Raw genomic sequence first — 15,214 nt, 5'->3', positions numbered from 1 at the left:
CTCGATACGTTGCAACCTTGGCGTGACAGCTATTTGCGAACGGATGGGCCCAATCTCATGGGGAGCCGCACCCTTGCGGACTTGGGTTATGTGGAGTCGCCCTTGGCGGTTTCCACGCCTCAACAATTGACGGCCTTGGCCCAGGTATCGGGGCTGTTCAGCGAGCAGGGCATCCTCCAACTGCGGCGTGCCTGTTATCAGTTGGAGGCGGGTTCCAGCACCAGTGACTGGATCATTTCGAACCGCACCCGCGGCGTCACCGAGTCGTCCACACTGATACGCGAGATGATGAACAGTCGGGCCTTTCTGCTGGCGGTATCGCGCATTGCCGGGGTTCCGTTGGTGCCCCATCCGTTCCCGCGGGCGCGTTCCCAGGTCAACTATTTCTATCCGCCTCAGGCACACCACGACAAGGCACAGATCGGCATGTGGCACACCGACGGCACCAGTTTCGTGTTGAATATTCTGCTGTCTGAGTCCGACGAGTATGACGGCGGCGAGTTCGTCTACTTCGATGGCACCGCTGAACAGTTCGATGTCGAGGAGCTGGATCAGCGTGTGCGCAGTTGCTCGGTTAAATCCAGTGGTGATGCGGTGTATATATACGGCAGTCGTGTGTTCCATGGAGTGCGTCCGCTTACGCGCGGTCGTCGTATGTCGTTGGTGCTTTCGTTTCATTGCCCTTATAGCCAGGAGGATGTGAACAAGTTCTGGCACCTGGCTTCGGACGATGGGGTCTTGCGGACGATCCGGCCGTGGTTCCGTTTACAACACGACCTGGTACGGCCGGCCCACGAGCAGTACCAGCGGCTGGGCATCGAGCCGATCACCTTCGCCGATCTCGATCCGTTGAGTGTGGCGCCGTGAGCGCCACTCGCGGCACGCCTCGCATGGGTTATGTGAAGCTGCTGCTCCTGCAGGCGGTGTTTGTCCTGTCCTGGAGTTCGGGCTTTATCGGCGCCAAATTGGGCGCGCAGAGTGCCGGTGCATTCAACCTGCTGTTCTGGCGATTTCTGTTGGTCTCGCTGTGCCTGGGCATGTTTTTGAATGTGCGGTTGCTCAAGGTTTCCTGGGCGCAGATACGCCATCACGCGGTGATCGGGTTTCTCTCGCAATTCCTCTACTTAAGTTGCGTTTACGTCGCGATCCAGAACGGGTTGCCGCCGGGGATCGCGGCGATTATCGCGGCCTTGCAGCCGTTGATGACGGCGGCGCTGTCAACGGGGAACGCTGGGGAGCGCAGTGGTGGATGGCAGTGGTTGGGGTTGCTGATCGGGTTTGTCGGCGTGTCGATCGTCATCTCGGGGCAATACGGCAGCAGCGGGCAAAGTGTCGGCCTGGTCATGTATCTGTTGCCGCTGGTGTCGGCGTTGGGGCTGACCCTGGCAACCCTGTATGAGCGCCGTTCGGCGCAACAACACAGCACGGGCCTGGTCTTGCCGCTGTTTATCCAATCGCTATTGACGCTGATCGGGTTTACCGCTGCGGTGTTGTATACCGACACCCTGAGCATTCCCCGTGAGCCTGAGGTACTGATCTCGATTGTCTGGCTGACGGTGTTCTCGACCTTCATTGCCTACTTGAGTCTTTGGATGCTGCTGCGGTTCATGACCGCGACCCATGTGGCAGTGCTGGTTTACCTTGAGCCGCCAGTGACCTTGGTGTGGGCGGCGTTGATGTTTGGCGATGCGATTCTCGTCTCCACTTATGCCGGCATTGCGGTGGTTGTCGCCGGTCTGATTCTGGTTCGACTCAAGCGACCGACCGTCGCCTGCACATCGTGATGCCCTCAGCTTCAGCAAGCCGACAGATATCGCCTGTTACAAATTGTCCATGGCCACGCAGGAGCATGGCTGCGGCAACGGGGGGATTTTTGACAGCGGCAGGTGTTGGGCGCTTACGCCCGAGGGGTTTGTATGTTGCTACGTTATGCGGCATTGGCGGCGGTGGTCGTGGCTGCGTCCGGGTGTGTGCAAGAGCGTGTGGTGCATGAGCGCCGACCGGTGCAACGGGAATATGTCGAGGTGGTGGCGCCGCAGCCGCCGCCGGTGCAAGTGGTCGAAGTCGAACCGCCAGCACGTTATGGCTATATCTGGTCTCGCGGTTATTGGCGTTGGGAGGGCGGTCGCTACGTGGCGGTCCATGGCCACTGGGAGCCAGTGCGCGAAGGCTATCGCTATGTGCATCCGCATTGGGTGCAGCGCAGTGATGGCTTTCACTGGCAGATTGGTGGCTGGGTGCGTTGAGCCCGGCTCAGCCCAGGCGCTTCATGCCGGCTGCCTTGGCGGCATTAGCGTCAAAGGTCGCGGTGTATTCACAGCCGGCCCCATGGGCGCACCGCTCGATCAGGCAGTCGGCGAAATCGGCTTTGCCGGCGCCGAACTTGCGTAGCGCCTGCCAGATGACTTCGGCATGTTCCAGGGTCAACTCGCGGGTGCGCAGCAGGGTTTCCAGCACGCTGACCACGTCTCGCTTGGCGCAGGCGTAGCAGCTCTGCAGGACCCACACCAATTCCACAACCGACACCAGGCTGACAAACCCTGGAGACACTGTAGTGAGGGATTCGATCAATTCGGATGCCTGAGCGGACTGAACCGGGTGGTCCTGGGTGATGTAGCGCACCAAGACATTGGTATCCAGCCCGATCATCGAGCTTTAGCTCCCTGCGCAGCGATAGCCTGGTTCATGTCATCGAGCGAGACCGCTTTGGCTGGCATTGGGATCAGTCCCTTCAGATCGCGAACGGTTTTACTCGCTGCAACGATTGAAAACCGGCCGTCTTCCATCTCGACGAATTCCACGCGGTCGCCGGTTTCCAGGCCAAGGGCGGTACGGACTTGCACGGGGATCGTGATTTGTCCTTTAGAGGTGAGGGTGGCGGTGGCCATAGCAAAGAGCTCCATCGGGGTATTCCTTACCCTAAGGTAAGGAATGATGGAGGACAAGGTCCGTTGGTCCATAGCGTGTTCGGCTCAAGTTAAAAGTGGGGTAGGTCAAAACCTAGTCCGAACTTTTAACGCTCGCACGCCCGATCCGGCGCCAAAGCAATACAAACTATGAACGCGCTTACTGCACCACGCGATAACACGGCACATACGCGGCGCCGCCGGGCAGTTTCATGCGGTGCTGGGCCACGAATGCCTTCAACAGTTCATCCAGCGGTTTCATGATCGCCGGATCGCCATGGATCTCGTACGGCCCATTTTCTTCGATCAGGCGGATGCCCTTGTCCTTCACGTTGCCCGCCACGATCCCGGAGAACGCGCGACGCAGGTTCGCCGCCAGTTCGTGAGGCGGCAGGGCGTGACTCAGTTGCAGGCTAGCCATGTTCTCGTGGGTCGGATCGAACGGGCGCTGGAAGCCTTCGTCGATCTTCAGCAGCCAGTTGAAGTGGAAGGCGTCGTTGCGCTCGCGGCGGAACTGCTTCACCTCCTTGAGGCCGGCGTTCATCTGGCGGGCCACTTCGGCCGGGTCGTCGATGATGATTTGGTAGTGCGCCTGCGCCGCTTCGCCAAGGGTGGCGCCGACGAACGCGTGCAGTTGTTGCAGATACGGCGCGGCCTGTTGTGGCCCGGTGAGGATCACCGGGAACGGCACATCGCGGTTATCCGGGTGCATCAGGATGCCCAGCAGGTACAGAAATTCTTCAGCGGTGCCGGCGCCGCCTGGGAAGATGATGATGCCGTGGCCCACGCGCACGAAGGCTTCCAGGCGTTTTTCGATGTCCGGCAGGATCACCAGTTCATTGACGATCGGGTTCGGCGCTTCGGCGGCGATGATGCCCGGCTCGGTCAGGCCCAGGTAACGCCCGCCGGTGATGCGCTGCTTGGCGTGGGAAATGGTCGCGCCCTTCATCGGGCCTTTCATCACGCCTGGGCCACAACCGGTGCACACGTCCAGGCTGCGCAGGCCGAGTTCGTGCCCGACTTTCTTGGTGTATTTGTATTCTTCGGTATTGATCGAGTGACCGCCCCAGCACACCACGATCTTCGGTTCCACGCCCGGACGCAGCGTGCGTGCGTTGCGCAGCAGATGGAACACATAGTCGGTGATGCCCTGGGAGTTGCTCAGGTCGATGCGCTGGCTGTCCAGCTCGTTCTCGGTATAGACGATATCGCGCAGGGCGCTGAACAGCATCTCGCGGGTGCTGGCGATCATTTCGCCATCGACGAAGGCGTCGGCCGGGGCATTGAGCAATTCCAAGCGCACGCCACGGTCCTGCTGGTGGATGCGCACTTCAAAGTCTTTGTAGGCGTCGAGGATGGTCTTGGCGTTATCGATATGCGCGCCGGTATTGAGGATCGCCAGGGCGCATTGGCGGAACAGGGTGTAGATGCTGCCGGTACCGGCTTCGCTCAGTTGCTGGACTTCGCGTTGGGAGAGGGTTTCGAGGCTGCCCTTGGGGCTGACGGAGGCATTGATGACTTGACGTTGGGGCATTCTGATTCCTTGAAAGCGCAGCCACCGCATCCCCTTGGGGGCGATGGCTTGAGAAAGGTGGGCGCCGATCACGGTCGCACGAGACGGTTTTTACCTCAGCCACACGGCCGAGCGCAAACACCGTCCAGCACCATCATGCCGCAGAACTTACTCGATCAGCTTCCAGTTTTTGTAGAAAACCCGACGCAGGGTAAAGACCATGGCGGCAAACCCGGCGATCACGGCGTTAAGCACCGCCGGCAGCGGGGTCGGCCGCACAATGTCGATAAACAGGCAGTAGCGCTTGGCGTCGTTTTTGTTGAAGGACGCGTGCATCAGGGTGTCATCGAAGATAAACAGCGGATCGTCATGCCAGTAGTGCTTGTGCTCGCCCACCTGGATATACACCCCATCGTGATGGGGCGCCGGTGCCATGTTGTAGAGCACGCGGAACATCATGCGCAGCGGGCCGAAGTGAAAAGACGTGGAGCGGTTCTCGTTGAATACCGACACGCCGATGGTTTTTACGAACGGCAGCTTTTGCCGCAGTTGCGGGATGTTCAGCGTGGTTTCGATCGGCCGACCGTACCATTGGAAAAACAACATGCCGCGTTTCTTCTCGGCCATGCGCTCATCCAGATAGCCGATGATTTCATCCTTGTGGGCCATGGCATCGTCGATCACCTGTTGCAGCTCCTCGCGCCAGGCAGGCGGCAAGTCACGCATCGTATACACATGGCGATTGCGCGAACTCAACAGGTCGAACAGGGTGTTGAACGGCGCCAGCAACCAAGTGTTGCGGCCGCTGCCGATAAAATACTTTTTGACGGTGGGCGCGTCATACAAGCCGTTGCGCAGGAAATCGTAGATCCCGCAGACCAGCACCAGGCTTAGAAAAACCACGGTGGTCATGGGAAACACTCCCATAAACAGCAACACGCCGATAACCCAGGCAACAGACACCGCTTTTTTACGCAACGCAGCCTTATTCATGACACTCAAGCTCCAGCAGGACGCCATTCGACAGGTCCGTATCCGTGGCCGCGAGTGGTGGTTTTGAAACATGTTGAAACATTTGCGTCATCATAAGGCGTTTGCCGCCCCGTCGGCATTTTAAATAGTGCGAAATTGTGAAGGCTTTACACAGTTTTTAACCCCGCAGGGTCCCGTGCATTGGATTTTGTAAACGCAAGATTTGCGACTATCGTGACGCTTCGGTTTTTTGGACGTCATAGACCGGTACGATTGAAGTTGAATGGCTACCACTGGCCTTCGGCACCTTGGAAGAGGCAGAAATTTTATGATCATCAAACCGCGGGTTCGTGGCTTCATCTGTGTGACCGCCCACCCTGTTGGCTGTGAGGCGAACGTCAAAGAGCAGATCGACTACGTGACTCAACACGGAACCATCGAAGGCGGCCCGAAGAAGGTGCTGGTTCTCGGTGCCTCCACCGGCTACGGCCTGGCCGCGCGCATCAGTGCCGCGTTTGGCTGCGGCGCCGATACCCTGGGCGTGTTTTTTGAGAAAGAAGGCGAAGAAGGCAAGCTGAGTTCCGCCGGCTGGTACAACAGCGCCGCGTTCGAGAAGTTTGCCGTCGAAAAAGGCCTGTACGCCAAGAGCATCAACGGCGACGCGTTCTCCGACGAGATCAAGCGCCTGACCATCGACACCATCAAGAAAGACCTGGGCAAGATCGACCTGGTGGTCTACAGCCTGGCCGCGCCACGCCGTACCGACCCGAAGACCGGTGAAGTCTACAACTCCACGCTCAAGCCGATCGGCAAGGCCGTGACCCTGCGTGGTATCAACACCGACAAGGGCGTAGTGGTCGACACCACCCTGGAGCCGGCGACCCAGGAAGAAATCGACGGCACCGTGAAGGTCATGGGTGGCGAAGACTGGCAACTGTGGATCGACGCCCTGCGTGACGCGGATGTACTGGCCGAAGGCGCCAAGACCACCGCGTTCACCTACCTCGGCGAAAAGCTGACCCAGGACATCTACTGGAACGGCTCCATCGGCGAAGCCAAGAAAGACCTGGACAAGAAAGTCCTGACCCTGCGTGAAAACCTCGCGGCATTGAAAGGCGACGCCCGCGTGTCGGTACTCAAGGCGGTGGTCACCCAGGCCAGCTCCGCGATTCCGATCATGCCGCTGTACCTGTCGTTGCTGTTTAAAGTGATGAAAGAGCAGGGCACCCACGAAGGTTGCATCGAGCAGGTCTACGGCCTGTTCAAGGACAGCCTGTACGGCAAGGCACCGAAGCTCGACACCGACGGCCGCCTGCGTGCCGACCTGGCTGAGCTGGAGCCGAAAGTCCAGGACGCCGTGGCGGCGCTGTGGAACCAAGTGACCGATGAAAACGTCGACGAGATCAGCGATTTTGCCGGCTACAAGGCGGAGTTCCTGCGCTTGTTCGGCTTTGAAGTCGAGGGTGTGGACTACGAGGCTGACGTGAACCCGACGGTGAAGATCAACGGTCTGATCCAAGCCTAAAGCGCGGTTAAAAATGTTGGAGGGGGCTTGCCCCGATGGCGTCGCGTCAGACAGCTCAGCTGTAGCTGAGCTACCGCCGTCGGGGGCAAGTCCCCTCCCACTTTGATTTGTGTGCGTTTCAGAGGTTTCTTACGCTTCAGCGCGCCGTTCCCTCCCTTCAAATCTGCCAGACTCCTCCCGCTATCAAGCCAAGCCAACGGAGGATCTGATGACGATTCGTGCAGTAGTTTTTGATTTCGGCGGTGTTCTCTTCGATTGGAGCCCGCATCACCTCTACCGCAAACTGATTGCCGACGATCAAGAACGGCAGTGGTTTCTGGATAACATCTGCACCCAGGCCTGGAATACCGAACAAGATGCGGGGCGGCCGCTGGCCGAAGCCACGCAAATCCTGATCGATCAACACCCCCAGCATAGATACCTGATCACGGCCTATTACGACCGCTGGCACGAAATGCTGCGCGGCCCATTGCCTGAAGGCGTGGCGATTCTCCAGGCCTTGCACACCGCAAACATGCCCTTGTTCGGGCTCACCAACTGGTCTGCCGAAACCTTCCCCTATGCTAGTAAACACTACCCGTTCCTGCAGTGCTTGCGTGACATCGTCGTGTCTGGCGAAGTGAAACTGATCAAGCCCGACCCGGCGATCTACCACGCCAGCCTCGCGCAGGTGCGTGCCCATCTGGCCGATATCCAGCCGAGCGAAGTGGTGTTCATCGATGACGTGGCCGACAACGCCGAAGCCGCCAGCGCTTTGGGTTGGCAGGGCATTCATCATGTATCGGCCGAGCAGACATCGGCACGGTTGCGTGAATTGGGCGTGGGCTTTTAGCGCGCCCATTTCTCCATCACAAAATCGACAAACGCTCGCAACTTGGGCAGGCGATAACGATCCTGGCCGTACAGCACATGCATGGGACGGCTGGGCAATTGATAGTCGGTCAGCAACGCCACAAGGTTGCCGCTGTGCAGATCGGGCTGGACCAGCGCATCGGGCAGCATCACGATGCCCATGCCTTGCACCGCCGCTTGGCGCAGGGCTTGTGAGCTATTGATGGTCAACGATCCCGACACCGGGATTTCCACTTCGCCGTCCGCTCCCGTCATGCGCCAGAGCTTGTCGGCGTTGCGCCAGTCGTCGGTGGACGGATAGGCGAATGCCAGGCAGTCGTGGAGTTGCAGGTCTTCGGGCTTGGTCGGCGTGCCGCGTCGCGCCAGATAGCTCGGTGAAGCGCAGAGGGTGATGGTGTAGTCCTGCATGGGCCGGGCGATCAGGCTCGACGGTTCCAACTCGCCCAGGCGGATCGCCACGTCGAAGCCACTGTCGACCAGGTCCATGCGCTGGTTGCTGAGCACCACATAGAGCTTGATCTGCGGATAACGTTGGGAGAATTCGCTCAACGCCGGCGCCAGGCGCTCGGTGCCGAAGGCGGGTGGGGCGGTGATGCGCAAGGTGCCTCTAGGCACGTCGCTGTGGGCCTGTTCGGCCAGTTGTTCGGAGTCGGCCACCAGCCCCAGCACCTCCAGACAGCGTTGGTAATACTGGCCGCCGAACTCCGTAAGGCTCTGCTTGCGCGTGGTGCGCTTGAGCAGGCTGACTCCCAGGCGCTGTTCCAGGGCTCGCAGGTGGTTGCCGACCATCGTGGTCGACATGCCGCAGGCGTGGGCCGCCGCTGTCATGCTGCCGGTCTCCACCACTTTTACGTACACCGACATTGCCTGGAACAGATCCATTATCAAGTCCTGATTTAAAGTCATTGCACAAATGCGCAGTTTATCCAGCTCAGGTGGCTAACGATACTGAGACCATCAACCTGATGACTTGGAGCCCGCACCATGACCGCCGCCTGCCTGATGACCACCTACCAACCCTTGGCCCTGAGCTTCGCCCGTGGCCTGGGCACGCGTCTGTGGGACCAGCAGGGTCGCGAGTACCTCGATGCGGTGGCGGGTGTGGCGGTGACCAATATCGGGCATTCCCACCCGCGTCTGGTGGCGGCCATCAGCGAGCAGGCCGGTCTGTTGTTGCACACCTCCAACCTCTACAGCATCGACTGGCAACAACGGCTGGCCCAGCGTCTTGCGCAGCTGTCCGGCCTGGATTGCGCGTTCTTCAACAATTCCGGTGCCGAAGCCAACGAAACCGCGCTCAAACTGGCGCGCTTGCACGGCTGGAAAAAGGATATCGAAGAGCCGTTGATCGTGGTGATGGAGAACGCTTTCCACGGGCGCACCCTGGGCACCATGGCGGCCAGTGACGGGCCGTCGGTACGCCTTGGGTTTCAGCGCTTGCCGGGGAATTTTCTCAAGGTCCGGTTCGGTGACTTGGCCGCCATTGAGGCGATCACCCGCACCCACGGCGCACGTATCGCGGCTGTGTTGCTGGAGCCGATCCAGGGCGAAAGTGGCGTACTGCCCGCGCCGCCCGGCTATTTGCGTGGCCTGCGCGATCATTGCACCGCCCACGGTTGGCTGATGATGCTCGATGAGATCCAGACCGGCATCGGTCGCACCGGTGCGTGGTTCGCGTTCCAGCATGAAGGTATCGTGCCGGACGTGATGACCTTGGCCAAGGGCCTTGGCAATGGCGTGCCGATCGGAGCTTGCCTGGCGCGGGCCGGTGTGGCGCGCTTGTTCACGCCGGGCAGTCATGGCAGCACGTTTGGCGGTAACCCGCTGGCTTGCCGGGCGGGCTGCACGGTGATGGACATCATCGAAGAGCAGGGCTTGCTGCACAACGCCGCGCAACAGGGCGAACGCTTGCTGGCGCGGCTGCGCGTGGAGCTGGCGGAACACCCCCAGGTGCTGGCGATTCGCGGGCAGGGCTTGATGATCGGCATCGAACTGGCCAACCCGTATCGCGACCTGGCCCAGCGCGCCGCCCAGGAACATGGGCTGCTGATCAATGTGACGCGGGGCAAGATCATCCGCCTGCTGCCGCCGCTGACCCTGGACGGCAAGGAAGTCGAGATGATTGTGCGGGCGATTAGCCGGTTATTGGATCAGGGCCATTGAGCCATTCTTGGTTGAGGGTTTCGGTGTCACCCAGGTATTCCAGTAACCACGCCATGGCCGGGGACAGCTTGTTCTGCGCCCAGGCCACGCAGGACGGGCTGGCGGGGAAGGGGCGGGTGAGTCGCAGCGCTACCAGCTCGCCGCGTTCGATCCACGGCGTCACTTGATGTGCCGGCGCCATGCCGACACACAGGCCGTCGCGCAGGCAATCGATGGCGGACGCCCAGTTGGGCACGACCAGGCGTCGTTGATTGTCCAGGGTCCAGGTATCGCGCTTGGGCAGGTTGCGCGACGTATCGGTCATGCACAGCGAAGCGAAGGGACGCAGCTGGTCGTCGTTGAGCAAGCCTTCGGCCCTCGCCAGCGGGTGTTCTGCGCTGACTACGCACAGCCAGTTCAACAGGCCCATGTCGCGGAAGGTAAAGTGGCTGGCCACCGGCACCGCGCTGGTGGCGCCGATCACAATGTCGGTGCGCTCGTCGGCCAGGGCATCCCATACGCCGTTGTACACCTCGTATTCCAACAGCAATTCCACCTCAGGGAACTGTCGATAGAAATCCAGCACCAGTTGCCGGCAGCGTTGGGGCTTGACGATGGAGTCCACTGCCACCTTCAACTGGCCGCTCCAGCCATTGGCCACCTGCTGGCACAAGCGCCGCGTGCCGAGCATTTTCTTCATCACCCCCCGGGCTTCGTCGATAAACAGGCGGCCGGCGGGGGTCAGTTCCACGTCACGGTGACGTCGCACGAACAACGGCACCGCCAGCCATTCTTCCAACTGACGCACCGTATAGCTGATGGCTGACGGTACCCGGTGCAATTCCTGAGCGGCGGCGCTGAAACTGCCATGGCGAGCCACTGCGTCTACTACGTCCAGAGAATATTCGGACCACATGGCTATTGCCTTCAAAAATATTGATAAGAGTGCCCAATTATTATCGCTTCACACATAATTTATCAGCTTCATAATGGGCGCTAGTCAGCAAATAGTTTGATGGCAATGTCAGCAAGGCTTCAATGAAAAATTCGTTTGGTTTCACCGGGTATCTAGCGGGCCTGAGCATGCTCGGTTATCTCGCCATGGACATGTACTTGCCGGCGTTCGGCGCCATGGGCGAGCACTTGCAGATCAGCGCGAGCGCGGTTGGCGCGAGCTTGAGCGTATTTCTAGCCGGTTTTGCGCTAGGGCAGTTAATTTGGGGGCCGCTGTCCGACCGGCTAGGACGCAAGCCGATCCTACTCGCGGGCCTGAGCTTGTTTGTGCTGGGCTGCGTCGGGATGTTCTGGGTCGACAGCGCTGCGCAACTGCTGGCCCTGCGCTTTATCCAAGCGGTTGGGGTGTGTTCCGCCGCCGTGAGTTGGCAGGCACTGGTGATCGATCGCTACCCGGCCGATAAGGCTCATCGCGTATTTGCCAGCATCATGCCGTTGATGTCGCTATCGCCGGCTTTGGCGCCGTTGTTGGGAGCCGTGGTATTGAATCATCTGGGCTGGCAGGCAATCTTCGGCGTGCTGTTGGGTGTGTCGCTGGTGCTGCTGTTGCCCACCTTGTTCCTGCGCAGCGTGCCGAAACGGCTGACACAGGCGTCGGCACGTTTGGGGTATGGGCAGTTGCTCAAATCGCGGGTGTTCAGCGGCAATGTGATGATCTTTGCCGCGTGCTCGGCCAGTTTCTTCGCCTGGCTGACGGCCTCTCCCTTTATCCTCGGCGGCATGGGCTACAGCCCTAACGATATCGGTTTGAGTTATGTACTGCCGACCTTGGCGTTCCTGATCGGCGGCTACAGCTGTCGCAGCGCCTTGCAGCATCTGCCGGGCAAAACGTTGCTGCCGTGGTTGTTGCTGGCCTACTGCGTGAGCATGGGCGCGCTGTACCTGGTTGCCACGTTGACCGTGCCGACCCTGACCGCCTTACTGATTCCGTTCTGCCTGATGGCGCTGTGCAACGGTGCCAGTTACCCCATCGTGGTGGCGAATGCGCTGATGCCCTTTGCGGAAAACTCCGGCAAGGCCGCAGCGCTGCAAAACACCCTGCAACTGGGCTTGTGCTTTGTGAGCAGCCTGCTGGTGTCATCGATGCTCGAACATCCGCTATTGATCACCGTGATCGTGATGCTGGCGACCGCGCCGCTGGCGGTGTTGGGATATTGGCTGGCCCGACCGAAGGCCAATCGCGCCGAGCTGATGACAGAGCTGAATTGAAAGAACACTTGCGTAGCGGCTGCCCCACAGCCTGCAAACTGTTTATGCCTGGCACACCGCAGTGTCTGGAGACAGGGCCGCTTCGCGCCCCAGCGCGGGGCAAGCCCGCTCACCACAACTTGCGGGGGTGCTGCTTCCCTGTGGTGATGATAGAGCTGAACTGAAAGAGGATCCTGCGCAGCGGCTGCCCCACAGCCTGCAAACTGTTTATGCCTGGCACACCGCAGTGTCTGGAGACAGGGCCGCTTCGCGCCCCAGCGCGGGGCAAGCCCGCTCACCACAACTTGCGGGGGGGCTGCTTCCCCTGTGGTGATGATAGGGCTGAACTGAATGAACACCCCTGCACAGCGGCTGCCCCAAAGTCTGCAAACTGTTTATGCCTGGCACACCGCAGTGTCTGGAGACAGGGCTGCTTCGCGCCCCAGCGCGGGGCAAGCCCGCTCACCACAATTTGCGGGGTTGCTGCTTCCCAGTGGTGAGCAGGCTTGCCCTGCGCTGGGCTGCGCAGCGGCCCTAATGGCTGCGAATGCGGTGTGTCCGACTCACAGCAGCACCCGTGATTAAAAGGTGATTTCCATATTCACGGTCGGCGTGGAGGTGCGGCTGCCGCGGCCGCCGTCCACGCCGAATTTGTTATGCCAGTACTCGTAACCCACGCCCAGGTACAGGTTCGGTTTGACGCTCTTGCCCGGTCGCACGGCCACCATCAACGCGGTGCGCATCAGCGCTTCGGCGGCGGTGTCGCGGCCGTGGTAGTCCTCGCCTTTAGCCCCGACGTAATTGATGAACCCTTGGAATTTCGCCCCATGGTTGGCGATCTCGAACGGGCGCATCCACGTCAGGTTAAGCATGTAGGTGTCGTCGAAGGTGTGGTCGGATTCCTGGGCGCCGGGAATGCCAGTGTGGTTGCGCTCCTTGTAATACAGCAGGCTCAAGTCCAATACGCCGACAGTATTGAATTTCACGGTCGGGCCGATCACCAGCGCGCGTTTCTTCGCGGAGGCGAAGTTGTTATTTCGGTTAGCGTCGAAGCCCAGGGTCAGGGCGTAATCCTTGATCGCACCCGTGCCCAGCGGCCTGTCGAATACCCGCGACGCATAGAGCTGGTGCCGGTACACCGCGTACACCTCGCTGCCGCCGTGATCGGTGCCCTTGCGCGGGTCGCGGCTGTCGGACAGAAACACATCCAGGTTGAGGAAGTTGCTGCCGTACCGGTAGCCGCTGGCGTGGGTGAAGCTGTAGATACGCTTGCTGAATTCATCGGGGTTGTTCGGGTTGGTGAACTGCTGGCCGTAGCGAAATCCTACGCTGTTGTTCATCCACTCCATCGCGACAGCCTCCCCGCCGCCCAGCAGAGTGAGTGCGACGGTAGCGCCCTGTAATGCCTTTTTCATTGTTTTTGTGTCCTTTGGCGTTGCGGCTCATCACGGCCGAATGGTTTTTGTAACGCCGGCGGAGGGTATCTTGTCTGAATGATTGTATACAACTCTATGGACATACAGTCATAGGATTGCATACAGTGGCCCCACAACAAAAACAGAGAACCCCTCACCATGACTACCCCGAAGGCGTCACCGCAGCGGCCAGAAGATGAGAATCTCGGCGTCGCGGCCAATATGGCTTACGGCCTGCAGCATGTACTCACCATGTACGGCGGCATCGTCGCCGTCCCGTTGATCGTCGGCCAGGCGGCCGGCTTATCGCCGGCGGATATCGGCCTGCTGATCGCTGCGTCGTTGTTTGCCGGTGGCTTGGCGACTCTGCTGCAAACCCTTGGCCTGCCATTTTTCGGTTGTCAGTTGCCACTGGTGCAAGGCGTGTCGTTCGCCGGTGTGGCCACCATGGTGGCGATCGTTGGCAGTGACGGAGCGGGCGGTATACCGGCGATCCTGGGGGCGGTGATGGCCGCGTCCTTGATCGGGCTGCTGATCACGCCGGTGTTCTCGCGGATTACCAAGTTCTTTCCGCCATTGGTCACCGGTATTGTCATCACCACCATCGGCCTGACCCTGATGCCCGTCGCGGCGCGCTGGGCCATGGGTGGCAACAGCCGCGCGGCGGATTTCGGCAGCATGTCCAATATCGGTCTGGCGGCGTTGACCCTGGTGCTGGTGTTGCTGCTGAGCAAAATCGGCAGCGCCACTATCTCGCGTTTATCGATCCTGCTGGCGATGGTGATCGGCACGCTGATCGCGGTGTTGCTGGGCATGGCCGACTTCTCGGGCGTCGCCCAAGGGCCGATGTTCGGCTTCCCCACGCCGTTCCATTTCGGCATGCCGACTTTTCACATCGCCGCGATTATTTCCATGTGCATCGTGGTAATGGTGACCCTGGTGGAAACCTCGGCGGACATCCTGGCCGTGGGTGAAATCATCGACACCAAGGTCGATTCCAAACGCCTGGGCAACGGCCTGCGCGCCGATATGCTGTCGAGCATGTTCGCGCCGATTTTCGGTTCGTTTACCCAAAGCGCTTTTGCCCAAAACGTCGGCCTGGTGGCGGTCACCGGGGTGAAAAGCCGCTTCGTAGTGGCCACCGGCGGGCTATTCCTGGTGATTCTCGGATTGCTGCCGTTTATGGGGCGGGTGATTGCTGCGGTGCCGACGTCGGTGCTGGGAGGAGCCGGGATCGTGCTGTTTGGCACGGTGGCAGCCAGTGGGATTCGCACCTTGTCCAAGGTGGATTACCGCAACAACATGAACCTGATCATCGTCGCCACTTCCATTGGCTTCGGCATGATCCCCATCGCCGCACCGAGCTTCTACGATCACTTCCCCAGCTGGTTCGCGACCATTTTCCATTCCGGCATCAGTTCGTCGGCGATCATGGCGATCCTGCTGAACCTGGCGTTCAACCATTTCACCGCCGGCAACTCGGACCAGCAGTCGGTGTTTGTCGCGGGGACAGAACGCAGCCTGTGCTTCCACGATGTGGCGGCGCTGCGGGATGGGGATTACTTCAGGGGCGGCAAGCTGTTTGATGCCGAGGGCAAAGAGATTCCGCTGATGGCTGAACCGGCAAGGCAGCCATCAAAGCCTGAGACTTCCGAGGTGTGAAGGGGGGGAGCAAGCCCGCTTGCTC

The 15,214-nt window shown here is 60.2% G+C and carries 15 protein-coding genes; 8 read left to right on the top strand and 7 right to left on the bottom strand.

The features are described 5' to 3' along the window. Positions 1-57: 57 nt before the first annotated feature. From K1567_RS07905 to K1567_RS07895, 3 genes are all read left to right on the top strand, one after another. Positions 58-867, top strand: coding sequence for a 2OG-Fe(II) oxygenase family protein (locus K1567_RS07905; RefSeq protein WP_244192337.1), 810 nt, complete (start codon positions 58-60; stop codon positions 865-867). Positions 868-890: 23 nt separating this feature from the next. After that, positions 891-1,784, top strand: a complete 894-nt coding sequence (locus K1567_RS07900; protein WP_213549673.1) for a DMT family transporter — start codon at positions 891-893, stop codon at positions 1,782-1,784. A 132-nt stretch (positions 1,785-1,916) separates the two neighbouring features. Further along, complete coding sequence (locus K1567_RS07895) at positions 1,917-2,246, top strand: YXWGXW repeat-containing protein (protein WP_034096507.1); 330 nt, start codon at positions 1,917-1,919, stop codon at positions 2,244-2,246. A gap of 7 nt (positions 2,247-2,253) precedes the next feature. On the opposite strand, the gene K1567_RS07890 is transcribed toward K1567_RS07895, so the two are convergent. From K1567_RS07890 to K1567_RS07875, 4 genes are all read right to left on the bottom strand, one after another. After that, positions 2,254-2,649 (bottom strand): PIN domain-containing protein, encoded by a 396-nt coding sequence (locus K1567_RS07890; protein ID WP_213549069.1) that lies wholly within the window; start codon positions 2,647-2,649, stop codon positions 2,254-2,256. Further along, positions 2,646-2,903, bottom strand: coding sequence for an AbrB/MazE/SpoVT family DNA-binding domain-containing protein (locus K1567_RS07885; protein WP_034096509.1), 258 nt, complete (start codon positions 2,901-2,903; stop codon positions 2,646-2,648). Before K1567_RS07885 ends, K1567_RS07890 begins: the two co-directional genes overlap by 4 nt. Before the next feature lie 163 nt (positions 2,904-3,066). Beyond that, positions 3,067-4,440: a nucleotide 5'-monophosphate nucleosidase PpnN gene (gene ppnN / locus K1567_RS07880; RefSeq protein WP_034096510.1), complete on the bottom strand. Its 1,374-nt coding sequence runs from the start codon at positions 4,438-4,440 to the stop codon at positions 3,067-3,069. Positions 4,441-4,587: 147 nt separating this feature from the next. Beyond that, positions 4,588-5,412 (bottom strand): aspartyl/asparaginyl beta-hydroxylase domain-containing protein, encoded by an 825-nt coding sequence (locus K1567_RS07875; protein ID WP_099312539.1) that lies wholly within the window; start codon positions 5,410-5,412, stop codon positions 4,588-4,590. A gap of 307 nt (positions 5,413-5,719) precedes the next feature. Here K1567_RS07875 and fabV point away from each other — a divergent pair, with 307 nt between their 5' ends. Further along, entirely contained in the window at positions 5,720-6,916 is a 1,197-nt protein-coding gene (gene fabV, locus K1567_RS07870; protein ID WP_034096512.1) for an enoyl-ACP reductase FabV, read from the top strand. A gap of 208 nt (positions 6,917-7,124) precedes the next feature. After that, on the top strand, positions 7,125-7,748 hold the full coding sequence (locus K1567_RS07865; RefSeq protein ID WP_220698328.1) for an HAD family phosphatase: 624 nt from the start codon (positions 7,125-7,127) through the stop codon (positions 7,746-7,748). Here K1567_RS07865 and K1567_RS07860 read toward each other — a convergent pair. Then, a complete protein-coding gene (locus tag K1567_RS07860) occupies positions 7,745-8,650 on the bottom strand; it encodes a LysR family transcriptional regulator (protein ID WP_034112485.1) in 906 nt (301 codons plus the stop codon). The genes K1567_RS07865 and K1567_RS07860 overlap by 4 nt on opposite strands. A gap of 102 nt (positions 8,651-8,752) precedes the next feature. On the opposite strand from K1567_RS07860, the gene K1567_RS07855 reads away from it, so the two are divergent. Continuing rightward, positions 8,753-9,931, top strand: a complete 1,179-nt coding sequence (locus K1567_RS07855; protein WP_220698327.1) for an aspartate aminotransferase family protein — start codon at positions 8,753-8,755, stop codon at positions 9,929-9,931. Here K1567_RS07855 and punR read toward each other — a convergent pair. Then, a complete protein-coding gene (gene punR, locus K1567_RS07850; protein ID WP_034096516.1) occupies positions 9,903-10,826 on the bottom strand; it encodes a DNA-binding transcriptional activator PunR in 924 nt (307 codons plus the stop codon). The two genes, K1567_RS07855 and punR, sit on opposite strands and share 29 nt — an antisense overlap. Positions 10,827-10,948: 122 nt before the next feature. On the opposite strand from punR, the gene punC reads away from it, so the two are divergent. After that, positions 10,949-12,133, top strand: a complete 1,185-nt coding sequence (gene punC / locus K1567_RS07845; protein ID WP_034112488.1) for a purine nucleoside transporter PunC — start codon at positions 10,949-10,951, stop codon at positions 12,131-12,133. A gap of 560 nt (positions 12,134-12,693) precedes the next feature. Here the strand turns inward: punC and K1567_RS07840 are convergent. Further along, positions 12,694-13,527, bottom strand: coding sequence for a nucleoside-binding outer membrane protein (locus tag K1567_RS07840; RefSeq protein WP_034096518.1), 834 nt, complete (start codon positions 13,525-13,527; stop codon positions 12,694-12,696). Positions 13,528-13,686: 159 nt separating this feature from the next. Between K1567_RS07840 and K1567_RS07835 the strand changes: the two genes are divergently transcribed. Continuing rightward, the gene (locus K1567_RS07835; protein WP_034096519.1) at positions 13,687-15,189 is read left to right on the top strand and encodes a nucleobase:cation symporter-2 family protein; all 1,503 of its coding nucleotides are present in this window, start codon (positions 13,687-13,689) and stop codon (positions 15,187-15,189) included. Positions 15,190-15,214 lie beyond the last annotated feature (25 nt).

Origin of the sequence: Pseudomonas sp. S5F11, from assembly GCF_019641515.1 — a bacterium.
Taxonomy (GTDB): Bacteria; Pseudomonadota; Gammaproteobacteria; order Pseudomonadales; family Pseudomonadaceae; genus Aquipseudomonas; species Aquipseudomonas rhodesiae.
The sequence above is the reverse complement of the archived record's forward strand: the minus strand, read 5'-3'. Positions and strand labels throughout refer to the sequence as shown.

Bases quoted from the DNA above. Each gene is read 5' to 3' on its own strand.
- K1567_RS07905 (WP_244192337.1), top strand. From the start codon at position 58: ATGGGGAGCCGCACCCTTGCGGACTTGGGTTATGTGGAGTCGCCCTTG.
- K1567_RS07900 (WP_213549673.1), top strand. From the start codon at position 891: ATGGGTTATGTGAAGCTGCTGCTCCTGCAGGCGGTGTTTGTCCTGTCC.
- K1567_RS07895 (WP_034096507.1), top strand. From the start codon at position 1,917: ATGTTGCTACGTTATGCGGCATTGGCGGCGGTGGTCGTGGCTGCGTCC.
- K1567_RS07890 (WP_213549069.1), bottom strand. From the start codon at position 2,649: ATGATCGGGCTGGATACCAATGTCTTGGTGCGCTACATCACCCAGGAC.
- K1567_RS07885 (WP_034096509.1), bottom strand. From the start codon at position 2,903: ATGGAGCTCTTTGCTATGGCCACCGCCACCCTCACCTCTAAAGGACAA.
- ppnN (WP_034096510.1), bottom strand. From the start codon at position 4,440: ATGCCCCAACGTCAAGTCATCAATGCCTCCGTCAGCCCCAAGGGCAGC.
- K1567_RS07875 (WP_099312539.1), bottom strand. From the start codon at position 5,412: ATGAATAAGGCTGCGTTGCGTAAAAAAGCGGTGTCTGTTGCCTGGGTT.
- fabV (WP_034096512.1), top strand. From the start codon at position 5,720: ATGATCATCAAACCGCGGGTTCGTGGCTTCATCTGTGTGACCGCCCAC.
- K1567_RS07865 (WP_220698328.1), top strand. From the start codon at position 7,125: ATGACGATTCGTGCAGTAGTTTTTGATTTCGGCGGTGTTCTCTTCGAT.
- K1567_RS07860 (WP_034112485.1), bottom strand. From the start codon at position 8,650: ATGGATCTGTTCCAGGCAATGTCGGTGTACGTAAAAGTGGTGGAGACC.
- K1567_RS07855 (WP_220698327.1), top strand. From the start codon at position 8,753: ATGACCGCCGCCTGCCTGATGACCACCTACCAACCCTTGGCCCTGAGC.
- punR (WP_034096516.1), bottom strand. From the start codon at position 10,826: ATGTGGTCCGAATATTCTCTGGACGTAGTAGACGCAGTGGCTCGCCAT.
- punC (WP_034112488.1), top strand. From the start codon at position 10,949: ATGAAAAATTCGTTTGGTTTCACCGGGTATCTAGCGGGCCTGAGCATG.
- K1567_RS07840 (WP_034096518.1), bottom strand. From the start codon at position 13,527: ATGAAAAAGGCATTACAGGGCGCTACCGTCGCACTCACTCTGCTGGGC.
- K1567_RS07835 (WP_034096519.1), top strand. From the start codon at position 13,687: ATGACTACCCCGAAGGCGTCACCGCAGCGGCCAGAAGATGAGAATCTC.